The 15,561-nt window shown below is 59.7% G+C and carries 14 protein-coding genes; 9 read left to right on the forward strand and 5 right to left on the reverse strand.

The window, feature by feature from the left end; all coding sequences use genetic code 11:
• The 3 genes from G5168_RS20650 to rluA form a co-directional block, all read left to right on the forward strand.
• Positions 1-215 (forward strand): hypothetical protein (locus G5168_RS20650; protein ID WP_421252665.1); only part of this gene is annotated, 215 nt, incomplete at its 5' end.
• Between the two features lie 269 nt (positions 216-484).
• Positions 485-3,352, forward strand: coding sequence for an RNA polymerase-associated protein RapA (gene rapA, locus G5168_RS20655; protein ID WP_227341478.1), 2,868 nt, complete (start codon positions 485-487; stop codon positions 3,350-3,352).
• Between the two features lie 115 nt (positions 3,353-3,467).
• Positions 3,468-4,124 carry a bifunctional tRNA pseudouridine(32) synthase/23S rRNA pseudouridine(746) synthase RluA gene (rluA, locus tag G5168_RS20660; RefSeq protein WP_227341479.1) on the forward strand — a complete coding sequence of 219 codons (657 nt, stop codon included), beginning with the start codon at positions 3,468-3,470 and terminating at the stop codon, positions 4,122-4,124.
• 60 nt (positions 4,125-4,184) lie between these two features.
• On the opposite strand, the gene G5168_RS20665 is transcribed toward rluA, so the two are convergent.
• The 5 genes from G5168_RS20665 to treR all read right to left on the reverse strand — a co-directional run bounded on the left by G5168_RS20665 (position 4,185) and on the right by treR (position 9,395).
• The gene (locus G5168_RS20665) at positions 4,185-4,373 is read right to left on the reverse strand and encodes a hypothetical protein (RefSeq protein ID WP_005336040.1); all 189 of its coding nucleotides are present in this window, start codon (positions 4,371-4,373) and stop codon (positions 4,185-4,187) included.
• Positions 4,374-4,493: 120 nt separating this feature from the next.
• On the reverse strand, positions 4,494-5,093 hold the full coding sequence (locus tag G5168_RS20670; RefSeq protein ID WP_227341481.1) for a sugar O-acetyltransferase: 600 nt from the start codon (positions 5,091-5,093) through the stop codon (positions 4,494-4,496).
• A gap of 3 nt (positions 5,094-5,096) precedes the next feature.
• Positions 5,097-6,758, reverse strand: a complete 1,662-nt coding sequence (gene treC / locus G5168_RS20675; protein WP_421252666.1) for an alpha,alpha-phosphotrehalase — start codon at positions 6,756-6,758, stop codon at positions 5,097-5,099.
• Positions 6,759-6,824: 66 nt separating this feature from the next.
• A complete protein-coding gene (gene treB, locus G5168_RS20680) occupies positions 6,825-8,255 on the reverse strand; it encodes a PTS trehalose transporter subunit IIBC (RefSeq protein WP_227341483.1) in 1,431 nt (476 codons plus the stop codon).
• A 192-nt stretch (positions 8,256-8,447) separates the two neighbouring features.
• Positions 8,448-9,395, reverse strand: a complete 948-nt coding sequence (gene treR / locus G5168_RS20685) for a trehalose operon repressor TreR (RefSeq protein WP_227341484.1) — start codon at positions 9,393-9,395, stop codon at positions 8,448-8,450.
• A gap of 138 nt (positions 9,396-9,533) precedes the next feature.
• Between treR and G5168_RS20690 the strand changes: the two genes are divergently transcribed.
• The 6 genes from G5168_RS20690 to pbpG all read left to right on the forward strand — a co-directional run bounded on the left by G5168_RS20690 (position 9,534) and on the right by pbpG (position 15,137).
• Positions 9,534-10,484, forward strand: coding sequence for an AEC family transporter (locus tag G5168_RS20690; protein ID WP_421252667.1), 951 nt, complete (start codon positions 9,534-9,536; stop codon positions 10,482-10,484).
• 62 nt (positions 10,485-10,546) lie between these two features.
• Entirely contained in the window at positions 10,547-10,741 is a 195-nt protein-coding gene (locus tag G5168_RS20695) for a heavy-metal-associated domain-containing protein (RefSeq protein ID WP_227341486.1), read from the forward strand.
• A 130-nt stretch (positions 10,742-10,871) separates the two neighbouring features.
• Complete coding sequence (gene ansB / locus G5168_RS20700) at positions 10,872-11,930, forward strand: L-asparaginase 2 (protein ID WP_227341487.1); 1,059 nt, start codon at positions 10,872-10,874, stop codon at positions 11,928-11,930.
• 243 nt (positions 11,931-12,173) lie between these two features.
• Positions 12,174-13,466: a hemolysin family protein gene (locus tag G5168_RS20705; RefSeq protein ID WP_421252668.1), complete on the forward strand. Its 1,293-nt coding sequence runs from the start codon at positions 12,174-12,176 to the stop codon at positions 13,464-13,466.
• Between the two features lie 18 nt (positions 13,467-13,484).
• Positions 13,485-14,150 (forward strand): DedA family protein, encoded by a 666-nt coding sequence (locus G5168_RS20710; protein WP_227341489.1) that lies wholly within the window; start codon positions 13,485-13,487, stop codon positions 14,148-14,150.
• A gap of 159 nt (positions 14,151-14,309) precedes the next feature.
• Positions 14,310-15,137: a D-alanyl-D-alanine endopeptidase gene (gene pbpG, locus G5168_RS20715; RefSeq protein ID WP_005343009.1), complete on the forward strand. Its 828-nt coding sequence runs from the start codon at positions 14,310-14,312 to the stop codon at positions 15,135-15,137.
• Positions 15,138-15,561: the final 424 nt, after the last annotated feature.

Below are 15,561 nucleotides of genomic sequence, written 5' to 3' on the forward strand. Positions count from 1 at the left end.
GATATCAAAAATTGTTTTTGATGCTCGATGCTGTGAGTGCCCACACAGATTGCTTGATTCAAATTGTTAAAGAGCGATGTAACAGAGTGTTGCTGCGGGAGTGGAATTCCACTCAACCGCCTTCTCGAGTCAAGCCTTATTTTCAAAGGCTTTTCGAGGTTATCGACTCGGCTGTTTGCGTTGCCGCTTGCCCTGTCGATGGAGGCGCATTATAGGGATCTGGATCACGCTTGCAAGGGCCTTTTCGAATTAAATTCGCATTTTTGGCTCAACCGCTCACTAATCACCCAAAAAGCGTATTTATCCTGCAATAGCATACCCGTTTGGCGAGCTCGCTATCCTCTATATGGCGTGGCGGTGGTAGCAGATCAAGGTTGTGGCGATTTGGTCTCTCTACATCTATATGCATGGTGATCGAGGTCACGCCTTCGGGTAACATAGCGCCCCTTTGCGATTCACACACTCTTGGGCTTTGGAGAGTTTAATGCCTTTTGCACTTGGCCAGCGTTGGATTAGTGATACAGAGACGGATCTGGGGTTGGGGACTGTCGTTGCTGTTGAAGGACGCATGGTTACCCTGTTGTTTCCGGCTACCGGTGAAAACCGCATGTATGCCAAAGAAGAGGCGCCGGTCACCCGGGTCAGCTTCAATGTGGGCGATCAGATCACCAGTCACGAAGACTGGACCATGACGGTCGAAGAAGTGCAGGAGAAAGACGGCCTGCTTATATATGTAGGTGTGCGCACCGACAATAATGAGCCCGTTGCCCTCAAGGAAGTGTTTCTCAACAACTTTATCAAGTTCAACAAGCCGCAGGATCGCCTGTTCGCCGGTCAGATCGATCGGATGTCCCGCTTCACCCTGCGCTACGAAGCGCTGATCAACCAGCACCAACGTCGTCGCAACCCGACTCGCGGTCTGGCCGGTGGCCGGGTCAGCCTGATCCCGCACCAGCTCTATATTGCCCATGAAGTGGGTCACCGCTACGCTCCGCGCGTACTGCTGGCCGATGAAGTGGGTCTGGGCAAGACCATCGAAGCGGGAATGATCATTCATCAGCAACTGCTCTCCGGCCGCGCCCATCGGGTGCTTATCCTGCTGCCCGAAACTTTGCAGCACCAATGGCTGGTCGAAATGCTGCGCCGCTTCAACCTGCATTTCTCCCTGTTTGATGAGGAGCGCTGCATCGAGGCATTCGCAGATGCGGAGAACCCCTTCGAGACCGAACAGCTGGTGATCTGCAGCCTCGACTTCCTGCGCAAGAAGCGTCGTCGCTTCGAGCAAGTGCTGGAAGCCGAGTGGGATCTGCTGGTTGTCGACGAAGCGCACCATCTGGAGTGGAGTGAAGAGGCGCCGAGCCGTGCCTATGAGATGGTGGAAGCGCTGGCCGAACAGGTGCCGGGCGTACTGCTGCTGACCGCTACCCCGGATCAGCTGGGCCACCAGAGCCACTTTGCCCGTCTGCGCCTGCTCGACCCGGAGCGTTTCTACGACTATGAGGCTTTCCTCGCCGAGGAGCAGGCCTATGGTCAGGTCGCCAGCGCAGCGCAGGAGCTGCTGGATGGCGAGACCCTGAGCGATGAAGCCAGACAGATCCTCGCCAGCCAGCTGGAAGGGCTGGACTTGAGCGATGCTGAGGCCCGTCAGCAGGCGGTCGCCAAGCTACTGGACCAGCACGGCACCGGCCGGGTGCTGTTCCGCAACAGCCGCGCCAATATTCAGGGCTTCCCCGAGCGTCACCTCAACGTCTACCCCATGCCGCTGCCGGAGCAGTACAAAACTGCCATCAAGGTGATGGGCATGATGGGTGGTAACGGTGGCGATCTGCAGACCCGTGCCCTGCGCTACCTCTATCCCGAGAAGATCTTCCAGCAGTTCGAAGGCGACAACGCCACCTGGACCCAGTTCGACCCGCGCGTAGAATGGTTGCTGGAGCTGCTGCTCTCAGCCCGCCAGCAGAAGGTGCTGGTGATCTGCTCCGAAGCGGCGACCGCCATCGCGCTGGAAGAGGCGCTGCGTACCCGTGAAGGGATCCGTGGTGCCGTGTTCCACGAAGGGATGTCGATCCTCGAGCGGGACAAGGCCTCCGCCTATTTCGCCCAGCAAGAGGGTGGCGCCCAAGTGCTGCTCTGCTCCGAGATCGGTTCAGAAGGACGCAACTTCCAATTTGCCAGTCATCTGGTGCTGTTCGATCTGCCGCTCAATCCGGATCTGCTGGAACAACGTATCGGCCGACTGGATCGTATCGGTCAGCAGAATACCGTCGAGATCCACGTTCCCTATCTGGAAGGGACTGCCCAGCGCGCCCTGCAACTCTGGTATCACGATGGTCTGGACGCGTTCGAGCAGACCTGCCCGACTGCCCGCCCGGTATTCGAAGCGGTACGTGAAGAGCTGTTCGAGCTGCTGGCCGCCAACACCGGCGATCAGGCGGCCCTCGACGCCCTGCTAATCAAGACCCGCGAACTGCACGAACCGCTCAAGGCCAAGCTGGAACAGGGCCGCGATCGCCTGCTGGAGATCCACTCCAGCGGTGGCGCCGCCGCCCAGCAGCTGGTCGATAAGCTGGCCGCCGAAGATGACGACACCGGCATGATCTCCTTCGCCCTCAAGATGTTCGACGAGATCGGCGTCAATCAGGACGACAGAGGTGAGAACGCGCTAGTGCTGACTCCCGGTGATCACATGCTGGTTTCCAGCTTCCCGGGCTTGCCGCAAGACGGCATGACCATCACCTTCGATCGCAATACCGCCTTGTCGCGGGATGACATGGCGCTGCTCTCCTGGGATCACCCCATGATGCGCGGCGGTATCGACCTGATCCTGGGCTCCGAGATCGGTGCCACCTCGGTAGCACTGCTCAAGAACAAGGCTCTGCCCATCGGCGCCATCCTGCTTGAGCTGATCTTCGTTGCCGAATCTGCGGCCCATCCCCAGCTCTACCGCTTCATGCCGCCGACGCCGATCCGTCTGCTGATGGACAAGAACGGCCAGAATCTGGGTGAGAAAGTGGCGTTCGATGCCTTCAACCGCCAGCTGACGCCGGTCAATCGCCACCTCGGCAGCAAGCTCGTGACTGCATCCCAGCCGGTGATCCACGGTCTGATTGGCAAGGGGCAAGCCATTGCCGAAGAGCTGAAAGCCGGGATTGTCGACAAGGCCCGCACCCAGATGGCGCAGACCCTGCAGCAGGATCTGGATCGTCTGGAAGCGCTCAAGGCGGTCAACCCGAACGTGCGAGACAGCGAACTGGATTATCTGCGCAATCTGCAGGCAGAATTGCACCACCTGATCGATCAGACCCAACTCAAGCTGGACGCCATCCGCTTTATCGTGGTCACCCATAACTGACAAGGTACCGACCGACAGCGGCCAGAACCAGCTCAAACTGGATACCCAAGGCCGCTTTGTCGTGGTTACCCATAACTGATGGGGGCTTGCCCCCACCTTCTGATGCGAGACATTTATGTTTGAATACTCACCGCCTCTGGAACCCTGGCTCGATATCCTGTTCAAGGACAAGGACATCATGGTGGTCAACAAGCCCACTGGCCTGCTAAGCGTCCCCGGGCGCGGCCCCGAGAATGAAGACAGCGTCCTGCATCGGGTGAAACAGCAACACCCCAAGGCGGCGGCAGCTCATCGCCTCGACATGTCCACCACTGGCGTCATTGTCATTCCCCTCAATCCCAACTCTCATCGGGAACTGAGCCGACAATTTCGCGAGCGGGAGACCGAGAAGCACTACCTCGCCTGGGTGTGGGGCGAGCCGGAAGCAGAGTCAGGGCAGGTTGACCTGCCGCTCTGCGTCGACTGGCCCAACCGCCCGAAGCAGAAGGTGGATCACGAGGAGGGGCGTAACGCTCTGACTCTGTGGCAGAAACTGAAGGTGGAGAACGGCAACAGCCTGATCAAGCTGACCCCCATCACAGGTCGCTCACACCAGTTGCGCGTCCATATGCTGGAGCTGGGGCATCCGATCCTGGGTGACAACCTCTATGCCCATCCCGATGCGCTGGCGGCGGCGCCCCATCTCTACCTGCATGCGGCCATGCTGACCATCAGTCACCCCCGCAGTGGCGAGCGGATGACCTTCGAGGCACCAGCCCCTTTCCCGGTCTGATCCCGCAAATCGCAGAGATAAAAAAGCCCCCATCGCGAGATGGGGGCTTTTTCATTAGGGTCAGACGCGAATATCGATCTTGCTTCCCAGAGAAGCGCTGGCCGATGTCGGTGCAACCGGCGCTGATTGCGCTGCGTTTTGCAGCAGCTTCAGCGCAGCTTCGCCCTCTTGGGTCTGCTGTTTCTTGGCCAGACTGGCCGTCATCAGAGCAGAACCAAACGACGCATTTGCAGAACTTGATATATCCATAGGGTTCCTCCTGCACTCAACAGTATCGACCAAGCGGCCCCGAACATAAGCACTGAATGCAAAACAATCTGACAGTTGCTTTTCTATCAATCAGATAGCAATAGCATTCATGGTCCCTGTTCACCGCTGGATGACGCCTTCAAGCTCCTGTGCCGTCATCGCCCGAAGCACCTTGCAAGGGTTGCCAGCCGCCACCACGTTGGCGGGCACATTTTTGGTCACCACCGAACCGGCACCGATGACGCTGTTGTCACCGATGGTGACGCCGGGGCAGATGACGACGCTGCCGCCAATCCAGACGTTGTGACCGATCCGCACCGGCTTGCCAAATTCCACCCCCTTAATGCGTGGCGCCACCGCCACCGGGTGAGCGGCGGTGTAGATCTGCACCCCGGGCGCCAGCAGCACGTTGTCGCCGATGTGCACCTCGCAGACGTCGAGGATGGTGCAGCCCACGTTGGCGTAGAAGTTCTCGCCGACGAAGATATTGGCGCCATAGTCGCAAAAGAACGGCGGATTGATGGCACACTCCTGGCCGCGGCTACCGAGCAGCTCGTGAAGCAAAGCATCCCGCGCCGGTTTCTCCTGCCAGCTGGTGTTGAAGGTGTGATAAAGCCTTCGGCAGCGCTCACGTGCCGCTTTGAGCTCAGGGTCAGCCGCGTCATAGGGCTGCCCCGCCACCATCTTCTGCCACTCGGTACCGCGCACCACCTTCTCCATTACCTACTCCATCAGCCAGATCAGGGATTCATAAGGGCGCAGCATACCCGATTGCGGTCGGGCCGGGCTATCCGGGTAGTTACCCAGCAGCAGCCGACCTTCAGCAGCTTGCAGCTCGGCAGGCAAGGTAAATTCAACCGGCTCGCCATAGAAGTTGCTCACCACCAGCAGGGTCTGGCCGTTGGCACTGCGGGTATAGGCCCAGACTTTCTCATGCCCCGCCAGCAGCTCCTGATAATCCCCTTGAGTGAAGATGGGGTGCGCCTTGCGAAGGGTGATAAGATCCCGATAGTGCCAGAACACCGAGTTCTGGTCGGCCAGCGCCGCCTCGGCATTGATCTCGAGGTAGTTGGCCGCAGGCGTGAGCCACGGAGTGCCTGCCGTAAAACCGGCGTTCGGGGCGGCGCTCCACTGCATCGGAGTACGCGAGTTATCCCGGGACTTGGCACCGAGAATGGCGAGGATCTCGGCCTCGCTCATCCCTTCCGCCTGCTTGATGGCGAAGATGTTGCGGCTCTCCACATCCTGATAGTCGTTGATGTGCTGATAGCCGGGGTTGGTCATGCCGATCTCCTCCCCCTGATAGATGTAGGGGGTGCCCTGCAGGCCATGCAGCGTGCTGGCCAGCATCTTGGCGGCTACAACCCTATGCTCGCCCTCATCGCCGAAGCGGGAGACGATGCGCGGCTGATCGTGGTTGCACCAGAACAGCGCCGACCACCCCTTGCCGTGCATACCGCTCTGCCAGTGGTTGAAGATGCGCTTGAGTTCGAGGAAATCGAACGGTGCTTTTGTCCACTTGTCGCCGTTGGGGTAATCCACCTTCAAATGGTGGAAGTTGAACACCATGGAGAGCTCGGAGCCATCCAGCGCGCCGTAGCGCTGGCAGTGCTCCAGACTGGTGGAGGACATCTCCCCCACCGTCATGGCCCCCACCGGGGCGAAGACATCACGGCTCACATCCTGCAGGAATTCGTGGATGCGCGGCCCGTCGGTGTAGAAACGGCGGCCATCGCCAATCTCGTCGTTCGGAAACGTCTGATCCTTGGAGATAAGGTTGATGACGTCTAGGCGGAAACCATCCACCCCCTTGTTCGCCCAGAAGTGGATGATCTTTTTGACCTCGACGCGCACTGCAGGATTTTCCCAGTTGAGATCCGCCTGCTCGCGGGCAAACAGGTGCAGGTAGTACTGACCGGTGGCTGAGTCCAGCTCCCAGGCGCTGCCACCAAACTTGGATTGCCAGTTGTTGGGCACGCCGCCATCCACCGGATCGCGCCAGATGTAGTAATCGCGGTAGGGGCTGTTTTTATCCCCCAGCGCCGACTTGAACCAGGCGTGCTCGGTGGAGGTGTGGTTCACTACTATATCCATCACGATACGGATGTCGCGCGCGTGGGCGGCGGCCAGCAGCGCCTCGAAATCATCCATGGTGCCGTAGGCGGGATCGATGGCGTAGTAGTCGGCGATGTCGTAGCCGTTGTCCACCTGCGGGGAGACGTAGACAGGGGTCAGCCAGAGGGCATCGACGCCCAAGGTCTTGAGATAGTCGAGGCGGGCCATGATCCCCTTGAGGTCGCCGGTGCCACGGGCAGCGGAATCCTGAAAGCTCTTGGGGTAAATCTGGTAAATCACGGCACTCTGCCACCAGGGTGTTTGGCTCATGGGTCTTTCTCTTGTCTCGAATATGAAATGGAGAGGGCGACCCGCGGGTCGCCCTGATAATCAGTGTCAGGCGCTGGCTTGGGCCAACTTGCCAGCGGCTTGCTGGCGCTTGTAGACCAGCAGGGTCAGCACCACCGGCACCACGATGGCAACCAGCATGGCGATGGAGAACACCGCCCAGTATTGCGGCTGGATGGAGAGGATGCCCGGCAGGCCCCCTACCCCGATGCCGTTGGCCATCACACCGGCAAAACCGCAGATGAGGGCGGCAAGGCTGGAGCCCACCATGGCGCACAGCATGGGGAACTTGTACTTGAGGTTGATACCGTACATGGCCGGTTCGGTCACCCCGAGGTAGGCGGAGATGGCGGCAGGCACCGAGATCTCCCGTTCGTTCTCCTTGCGGCTAATCAGAATGATGCCCACTACGGCAGATGCCTGAGCGATGTTGGAGAGAGCGATCAGCGGCCAAATCGGAGTGCCACCCATGCTCTGCATCAGCTGCAGATCCACCGCGTTGGTGGTGTGGTGGATACCGGTAATGACCAGCGGTGCATAGAGGAAACCGAACAGGGCAGCGCCGATGGGAGCGAAGGAGCCAGTCATGGCGGCCTTGGCAGCGAAACCGACGCCATCACCAATCCAGCGACCAAACGGGCCGATAAAGGCGTGGGCCACGATCACTGCCAGCAGCAGCGAGACAAACGGCACAATCACCAGATAGAGGTAAGCCGGAATGATCCGCTTGAGGTTGGTCTCAACCCAGGCGAGGAAGACACCCGCCAGCAGCGCCGGAATGACCTGGGCCTGATAACCCACCTTCTGGATCACGAACAGGCCGAAGTCCCACACCTCCGGGGTCTGCTGACCGATGCCGTAGGCGTTCATCAATTGCGGCGACACCAGCGTCACCCCCAGCACGATACCCAAGATCTCGGAGCCGCCCATCTTCTTCACTGCAGACCAGCAGACACCTACCGGCAGGAAGTGGAAAATCGCCTCGCCCAGCAGCCAGAGGAAGGCGTGTACCTGAGCCCAGAACTGGCTGATCTCGGTGAGGGTGTGAGTGCCATCGTCAAACATCTTGATGTCGCCGATGACGTTGCGAAAGCCCAGGATCAGACCGCCGGTGATGATGGCAGGCAGCAACGGTACGAAGATCTCCGCCAGATGGGAGATGCTCCGCTCCAGCGGGTTCATGTTCTGGCGCGCCGCCTGCTTGGCGGTCTCCTTGCTGCCACCGCTGACGCCGAGCTGCTCGGTCAGCGCCTTGTACCACTGCTCTACCTCGTTGCCGATCACCACCTGGAACTGACCGCCCTGGGTGAAGCTTCCCTTCACCGCCGGGATGGTTTCGATGGCCTTGCTGTCGGCCTTGGCCGGATCGTTCAGGACGAAGCGCAACCGGGTCAGGCAGTGGCTGACAGTGGCGATGTTATCCTTGCCGCCGATCTTGTCGATCAGGGTGGCAAGCTGCTGTGCGTTGATCTTGGACATGGGTCTTCCCTCTGTGACGCCATTGAATAGTGGTCTGTATCGCCCTTTTGAGCCAGTCTGTCGGCCGGAGCGTTTTTGGTATCGTTCCCATTTAGCATGCCGACAATCTGGCCAGATCAAAATGGGAACGTTCCCAATTCGTGGCCGGCGTCACAAAAAGCACACTTTTTGTTCAGTCGGAAGTGATGGGGCTCACAGGGTTCGGCAGGGGGCGATAGTCACCAGCGGAGGCTGATCCTGCTCAATCTGACCGAGCAGCTGACGCGCCGCCTGCTCCCCCGCCCCCTTGTAGCCAAGATCGAGACTGAGGGCGTTGGGGAAGAGGAAGCTGAGCATGGGGTTGTTGCCAAGGCCGGTCACCAGCACCTCGCTACGCCCTTGTTCTTGCAGGTATTTTGCCGCACCGATGGCGAGGGTGTCGCTGGCGCAGACCAACGCCTGGGTGGAGGGCGTCAGCAGCTCGGCCGCCAGCCGGTAGCCGCTCTGCAGGCTGAGATCACCGAGGGCACTGCGCGGGCGCAACCCCTGCTCTGCGCAGTAAACGAGATAAGCATCTAGGCGGCGCTGGCCGGTGGTGAGATCCGAGGCATCCACCCCCAGATAGGCGATATCGTGGGCGCCACGGCTTGCCAGCTGCGCCAGCATGGTGCGCACCGCACCAGCGTCGTCAAAGCAGACCGAGGAGAAACCGGGATATTCACGAGCGACCAGCACCAGCTTCTCTTTCAGCGGCGCCATGGCGGCATAGTCCAAGTCATTGAAGGCGAACAGGATAATGCCATCCACCCCGCGCCGCTCCAGCACCGCCAGATGCTCCTGTACCTTGGCGGGGGAGAACTTGCTCTCCATCAGCACGGCATCGTAGCCACGCTGGTAGAGGGTCTCCAGCATGCCGCGCACCGCCTGATTCTCCGAGCTGGAGTCGAGCCGCGAGACGATGATCCCCACCACCTGCTGGCTCTGGCTGCGCATGGCCCGCGCCGACTTGCTCGGCACGAAGCCATGTTCGGCGATGACCTGCTCCACCCGCTCGCGGGTCTCCTGCTTCACCTTGGGATCCTGATTGAGCACCCGGGAGACGGTCGACTTGCCGACGCCACTCAGTCTGGCGATATCGAGGATGGTCAGTTTCTTGTCCATGAATTGGCTCACAGGAGGCTAGGCGGTGGATTTGCCCACATTGTTGTGATTAACCCCTGTGAATACAAGCCCATGGCGTTAGAATGCCCTTTTTGCCCCGCCGTCAGCGGTGTGTGGGCACAGCACAGGATGCCCATCATGGATCTGCTGGCCAGTCTGCTCTTCTCCCTCTCCATCACAGGCCCCATCTGCGTGGTGCTGCTGCTCGGCATCTTGCTCAAGCGGCTGGGGCTGCTGCCGGATCCCTTTACCGAATCCGCCTCGCGGCTGGTGTTTCAGGTCACCCTGCCCGCTCTGCTCTTTCTCAGTATTCTCGGTACCAACTTCGCCACCATGCCGAGCCTCTGGTTTATCGGCTATGGCCTGCTCGCCACCGTTATCAGCTATCTGGTGCTGGAGCTGCTGGCCAGGCGTTTTATCGGGGAGCAGCGGCTGCGCGGGATCTTCGTGCAGGGGAGCTTTCGCGGCAACAGCGCCATTATCGGGCTCGCCTATGTGCAAAACGCCTACGGCCACGAAGGGTTGGGGGCGGCGGCCTTCTATGTCGGCGCGGTGACCGTGCTCTACAACATTCTCGCAGTGATCACCCTCACCCGCAGTCTCGGCGGTGCCACCGGCATGCGCCCCATCCTGCTCGGCATCATCAAGAATCCGCTGATCATCGCTATTGTGGCGGCGCTGCCCTTTACCCTGCTCGGTATCAAGATGCCGCAACTGCTGCTCACCACCGGCAGCTACTTCGCCAACATGACGTTGCCGCTGGCGCTGCTCTGCACCGGCGCCTCCCTCAGCCTGGATGCTCTGCGTGGTGGTGCAGCCATTGCGGGCTGGGCCAGTATCATGCGGCTCTGCCTCATTCCGGCTGCGTTCACTCTTGGGGCTGCCCTACTCGGCTTCAGCCATCTGGAACTGGGGATTCTGTTTCTCATCAGCGCCACCCCGACTGCCGCCGCCAGCTATGTGATGACCCGTGCCATGGGGGGCGACAGCGTGCTGGCCGCAAACATCATCGCCACTACCACCCTCGGCTCACTGCTCACCACTAGTCTGGGGGCAACTCTGATGAACTATCTGGGTCTTATGTACTGACGGCTTGACCTTGCCGGAGGCGGCAGCTTTAGGCTGGCGCTCATCAACAGAGGAGATATCCCATGACCATCGAACTCACAGTGTCCGGCATGTCCTGTGGTGGCTGCGCCACCAGTCTGCAAAAAGCGCTGCTGGCCCAGCCTGCGGTCACCACCGCGACCGTCGATTTCGCCAGCAGCAAGGCCGTCATCGAGAGCGAGCTGAGCAAGGCAGAACTGATCGCCCTGATCGAAGCCAAGGGTTTCTCTGCGAGTTAAATTATCTCTATAGAGGTATAAAACAGGTTAAAAATCTGTACTCACCTGTCTTTTGGTGAGTTTTATCACAGACCCAGGTTATTAAACGGGCAAACTTGCTGCGATTATTCCAACCATAAGGATTTGCAGCATGACCCTACCGATCCGCAAGACCCTGCTCGCCGCTGTCGTTGGCCTGACCCTCTCCCCCATGGCGATGGCGCTGCCCAACGTCCATATTCTGGCAACCGGCGGCACCATTGCCGGAGCTGGCCAGTCGGCTACCCAGTCCAACTACGAGGCTGGCAAGGTGGCCATCGAAACCCTGATCGCCGCCGTGCCCGAGATGAAGAAAGTGGCCGATGTGCAGGGTGAGCAGGTGGTGAAGATCGGCTCCCAGGACATGAACGACGAGGTGTGGCTCAAGCTGGCCAAGCGGGTCAACGAGCTGCTGGCCAAGGATGACGTGGATGGCATCGTCATCACCCACGGCACCGACACCATGGAAGAGACCGCCTACTTCCTCAATCTGACCGTCAAGAGCGACAAGCCGGTGGTACTGGTCGGCGCCATGCGCCCCTCTACCGCCATGAGTGCCGATGGCCCGCTCAACCTCTACAACGCCGTGGTGACCGCCTCCGACCCTGCCTCCAAGGGCCGTGGCGTGATGGTGGCGATGAACGACACCGTGCTGGATGCCCGTGACGTCACCAAGACCAACACCACCGGGGTGCAGACCTTCACCTCCCCCAACTTCGGCCCACTGGGTTACATCCACAACGGCAAGATCGACTATCAGCGCACTCCGGCCCGTCTGCACACCAGCAAGACGCCGTTTGACGTGAGCAAGCTCAACAAGCTGCCGCAAGTGGGCATCGTCTACAGCTACGCCAACGCCACCGACTTGCCGGCCAAGGCGATGGTGGATGCCAAGTTCGACGGCATCGTCAGCGCCGGGGTGGGCAACGGCAACCTCTATCACACCCTGTTCGACACTCTGGCCAAGGCGAGCAAGGATGGCATCCGCGTCGTACGCTCCGCCCGCGTGCCGACCGGCGCCACCACCCTGGATGCCGAGATCGATGATGCCAAGTACGGCTTCGTGGCCTCCGGCACTCTCAACCCGCAGAAGGCGCGGGTGCTGCTGATGCTCTCCCTGACCCAGAGCAAGGACCCGGCCCAGATCCAGCGCTGGTTCCAGCAGTTCTGACAACGGTTGCCTGACAAGTGACAAGCAAGGGCGGGACTTCCCGCCCTTTTCACTCCTGCAATGCTGCCTCGCCCATTACGCCGTTTGGCAGGGTCGTCTTTCCCTTTTCCGGCCATCTTTTTCGGCCACCGCAGAGCGCGGTCATCAAATTAGCGAGCCGGATCACCCGCTTTCACAAGCGCATCGCCGCCAAATTCATTACACTGCCAGCGATCTTATCTACTCAAGAGGTGCTGTTGCTGTATGGAAATATTGATCCTGCTGGGATTGATTTTGCTTAATGGCGTCTTCGCCATGTCAGAAATCGCCATCGTCACCGCACGCAAGGCGCGCCTCTGCAAACTTGCCAATGAAGGCAACCGCTCCGCCGCCATCGCCCTCAAACTGGGTGAAGACCCGACCCATTTTCTCTCTGCCGTCCAAATCGGCATCACCAGCATCGGCCTGCTCAACGGTATCTACGGCGAATCGCTACTGGCCCAGCCCTTCTCGCTCTGGTTGCAGGAGTGGGGACTCCCGGCCAAGAGCAGTGGCCTGATCGCCACCGTCATCGTGGTAGTGGTGGTCACGTACCTCTCCATCGTGGTGGGGGAGCTGGTGCCCAAGCGCCTTGGCCAACTCAATGCCGAGCGCATCGCCTGCCTGGTGGCCCGCCCGATGCACTGGCTCGCCACCCTGACTCGCCCCTTCGTCTGGCTGCTGTCGGCCTCTACCAATGCCAGCCTGCGGCTGCTGCGGGTCAACCAGAACGGCAGCGCCAACGTTACCGAGGAGGAGATCCACGCCATGCTGGTGGAGGGCTCTGAAGCCGGGGTGATCGAGGATCACGAGCACACCATGCTGCGCAACGTGTTTCGGCTCGACGAGCGCAGCCTCTCTTCCATGATGGTGCCCCGCAGCGATATCCGTTATCTGGATCTGGCACAGCCGCTGACCGTCAACCTGCAACGACTGGTGGAATATCGCCACAGCTTCTTCCCGGTCTGCGATGGCTCATTGTCAGAACTGATAGGTATCATCAATGTCAGCAAAGTGCTGCACGCCTATATCAAGGGGGAGACCATCGATCTGGCGGCCCTGACCCAGGAGTGCAGCCTGCTGCCCGAGACCCTAAATGGCGTCGAGCTGCTCAACCACTTCCGCACCCACAGCGAGCAGATGGTGATGGTAGTGGACGAGTATGGTGAGCTGCAGGGGCTGGTCACCCAGCAGGATCTGCTGGAGGCGCTGGCGGGGGATTTCCAGCAGGAGGATGGCGAGGACAACTGGGCATTCCAGCGTGCCGACGGCAGTTGGCTGCTCGATGGCCTAATCCCGCTACCGGAGCTGAAGGACTGTCTGGAGCTGGTTCGTCTGCCAGAAGAAGAAAAACATCACTATCACACCCTTGGAGGGCTTATCATGCTGCTCCTTGGTCGAGTTCCAAAAACCGGAGATCTGGTAACACTGGAACAGTGGCAACTGGAAATTGTTGACATGGATGGTCTGCGCATCGACAAGGTGCTCGCCATGCCCTTGACCGATCTACCCAGCTAACCTGCGGAGTTTGCAAGTATGGAGCAGTTTTACCAACTGGCTCACGCCTTTATGAATCACGACCTGAACACACTTTCCGATCCCAAGATGGCCTTCATGATCTGTGGTGTGATTTTAACGTTTCTGATACTGGAAAACGGCTTCATCCCTACCGCCTTTCTGCCCGGTGACAGCCTGCTGATCCTCACCGGCGTGCTCATCTATCAGGATGTATTGTCTCTCGGGGTGATCCCGCTGCTGATCGTGGCCACCTTTGTCGGCACCTGGCTCGGTTACATGCAAGGGCGCTTCCTTGGCCACACCCAGCTCTACCACCGACTGATGTCCCATGTTGAAGAGCGACACCAGCAGAAGGTATACCATCTGCTGGACAAGTACGGGATCATCACCCTGATCACCGCTCGCTATATAGCCTTCGTGCGCACCGCCTACCCCTATATCGTCGGCGCCACCGAACTGCCCCAGGGACGTTTCCTCATCGTCAATCTGGTCAGCTCCATCATGTGGATCTGCCCGCTGGTCGGGTTTGGCTACTACCTTAGCCACACCAAGCTGGCCGCCGAATACCAGACCCAGTTCTTCAACATCATCATCTATCTGCCAGTGGCCCTGCTGGTGGGTGGCATGGTGGCGCTGGTCTGGCGCTGGATCAGCAAACGCAGGGCTGCGCAGCCGCGGGATTGACCCCTCGCCCAACGCCCGACCCGAAAGCCCTCACCAGAGGGCTTTTTTGATCGCCAATTTTGCGCAAATAGCAGAAATAGTCCCGCTCGGCCCTTGTAAAGCCGGGGTAAAAATGAGTGAATCTAGCGCCTTTTTTTGGATGGGAATGGAGTCGGTTGTATGTGGTGTCGGATTCGCGCAGCAGCGCTGGTTGTCGGGTTGATGGGAATACTGGGATTGCCTGCGGTCAGCGCGGCCCCCAACCCTGCCAAACTGGAAGTACGCTCGAGCAGCGCCCTGGTCGTGGATGTAAAAACGGGCAAGACGCTCTACCAGAAGAATGCCACCAAGGTACGTCCCATCGCCTCCCTCACCAAGCTGATGACGGCGCTGGTGGTGCTGGATGCCAAACAGAATCTCAACCAGACCATTACGGTCGACAAGAACGATCTGGATCGGGTCAAACACACCCACTCCCGCATCCGCATGGGCACCAAGGTGACCCGCCGCGACGCCCTGCATCTGGCATTGATGTCCTCCGAAAACCGGATGGCCTCGGCACTGGCGCGTCACTATCCGGGCGGTCGCAGCGCCTTCGTGCGAGCCATGAACAACAAGGCCAGACAGCTGGGTATGCGTAATACCCACTTCTACGACTCCACCGGCCTCTCCACCCGCAACGTCTCTACCGCCCAGGATCTCGGCAAGCTGGCCGCCGCCGCCTATCGTCAGCCGCTGATCCGTCAGTTCACTCAGGATGAGAACCGGGAGATGCGCTTCAGCGCCCCCGCCTACAGCCTGATGTTCAACAACACCAACCCGCTGGTGAAAAACCCGGATTGGGACGTGCGCCTCTCCAAGACCGGCTTCACTGACGAAGCGGGTCGCTGTCTGGTGATGCGCGCCAAACCGGACAGCCGCGAGCTCGCCATCGTGCTGCTCAACTCGGTGGGCAAACGCACCCCTATCGGCGATGCCAACCGCATTCGCAAATGGCTGAAAAGCTGAGTAAATATTTCAACACGAGAGGATGCTGCGGCATCCTTTTTTATTGCCCGCAGAACGCCTCAGCAGGCCTTGCAGGATGTTGATGAGCGAACCCTGAGTGATGAGCTGCGCGGCATCTGCCGTTGCAACAGCAGGCATACAGGGCGCCTATAGATGAGGCAAAGGGTTGTACCGTTCAGAAGAACGCAGCTCAATAACAGAAGAGGTATAAAAGAGGACAAGAACAGGCAGGCAGGCAGGCAGGCAGGCAGGAGGGTGACCCGGCCGCCACAGCGAACGCGGATCCACACGACAGGGGTAAATTTCGCCCATAAAAAAACGGCCCCAACCGAAGTCGAGGCTGTCTGTATGGTGCGCCCGAGAGGATTCGAACCTCTGACCACCTGGTTCGTAGCCAGGTACTCTATCCAGCTGAGCTACGGGC

Origin of the sequence: Aeromonas sp. 600724, assembly GCF_049175135.1 — a bacterium.
Classification (GTDB): domain Bacteria; phylum Pseudomonadota; class Gammaproteobacteria; order Enterobacterales; family Aeromonadaceae; genus Aeromonas; species Aeromonas veronii_A.

Excerpts from the sequence above, each read along its gene's own strand:
- G5168_RS20710 (WP_227341489.1), top strand. The coding sequence starts at position 13,485 with ATGGAGCAGTTTTACCAACTGGCTCACGCCTTTATGAATCACGACCTG.
- rluA (WP_227341479.1), top strand. The coding sequence starts at position 3,468 with ATGTTTGAATACTCACCGCCTCTGGAACCCTGGCTCGATATCCTGTTC.
- treR (WP_227341484.1), bottom strand. The coding sequence starts at position 9,395 with ATGGACAAGAAACTGACCATCCTCGATATCGCCAGACTGAGTGGCGTC.
- G5168_RS20665 (WP_005336040.1), bottom strand. The coding sequence starts at position 4,373 with ATGGATATATCAAGTTCTGCAAATGCGTCGTTTGGTTCTGCTCTGATG.
- G5168_RS20695 (WP_227341486.1), top strand. The coding sequence starts at position 10,547 with ATGACCATCGAACTCACAGTGTCCGGCATGTCCTGTGGTGGCTGCGCC.
- pbpG (WP_005343009.1), top strand. The coding sequence starts at position 14,310 with ATGTGGTGTCGGATTCGCGCAGCAGCGCTGGTTGTCGGGTTGATGGGA.
- rapA (WP_227341478.1), top strand. The coding sequence starts at position 485 with ATGCCTTTTGCACTTGGCCAGCGTTGGATTAGTGATACAGAGACGGAT.
- G5168_RS20690 (WP_421252667.1), top strand. The coding sequence starts at position 9,534 with ATGGATCTGCTGGCCAGTCTGCTCTTCTCCCTCTCCATCACAGGCCCC.
- treB (WP_227341483.1), bottom strand. The coding sequence starts at position 8,255 with ATGTCCAAGATCAACGCACAGCAGCTTGCCACCCTGATCGACAAGATC.
- treC (WP_421252666.1), bottom strand. The coding sequence starts at position 6,758 with ATGAGCCAAACACCCTGGTGGCAGAGTGCCGTGATTTACCAGATTTAC.
- G5168_RS20705 (WP_421252668.1), top strand. The coding sequence starts at position 12,174 with ATGGAAATATTGATCCTGCTGGGATTGATTTTGCTTAATGGCGTCTTC.
- ansB (WP_227341487.1), top strand. The coding sequence starts at position 10,872 with ATGACCCTACCGATCCGCAAGACCCTGCTCGCCGCTGTCGTTGGCCTG.
- G5168_RS20670 (WP_227341481.1), bottom strand. The coding sequence starts at position 5,093 with ATGGAGAAGGTGGTGCGCGGTACCGAGTGGCAGAAGATGGTGGCGGGG.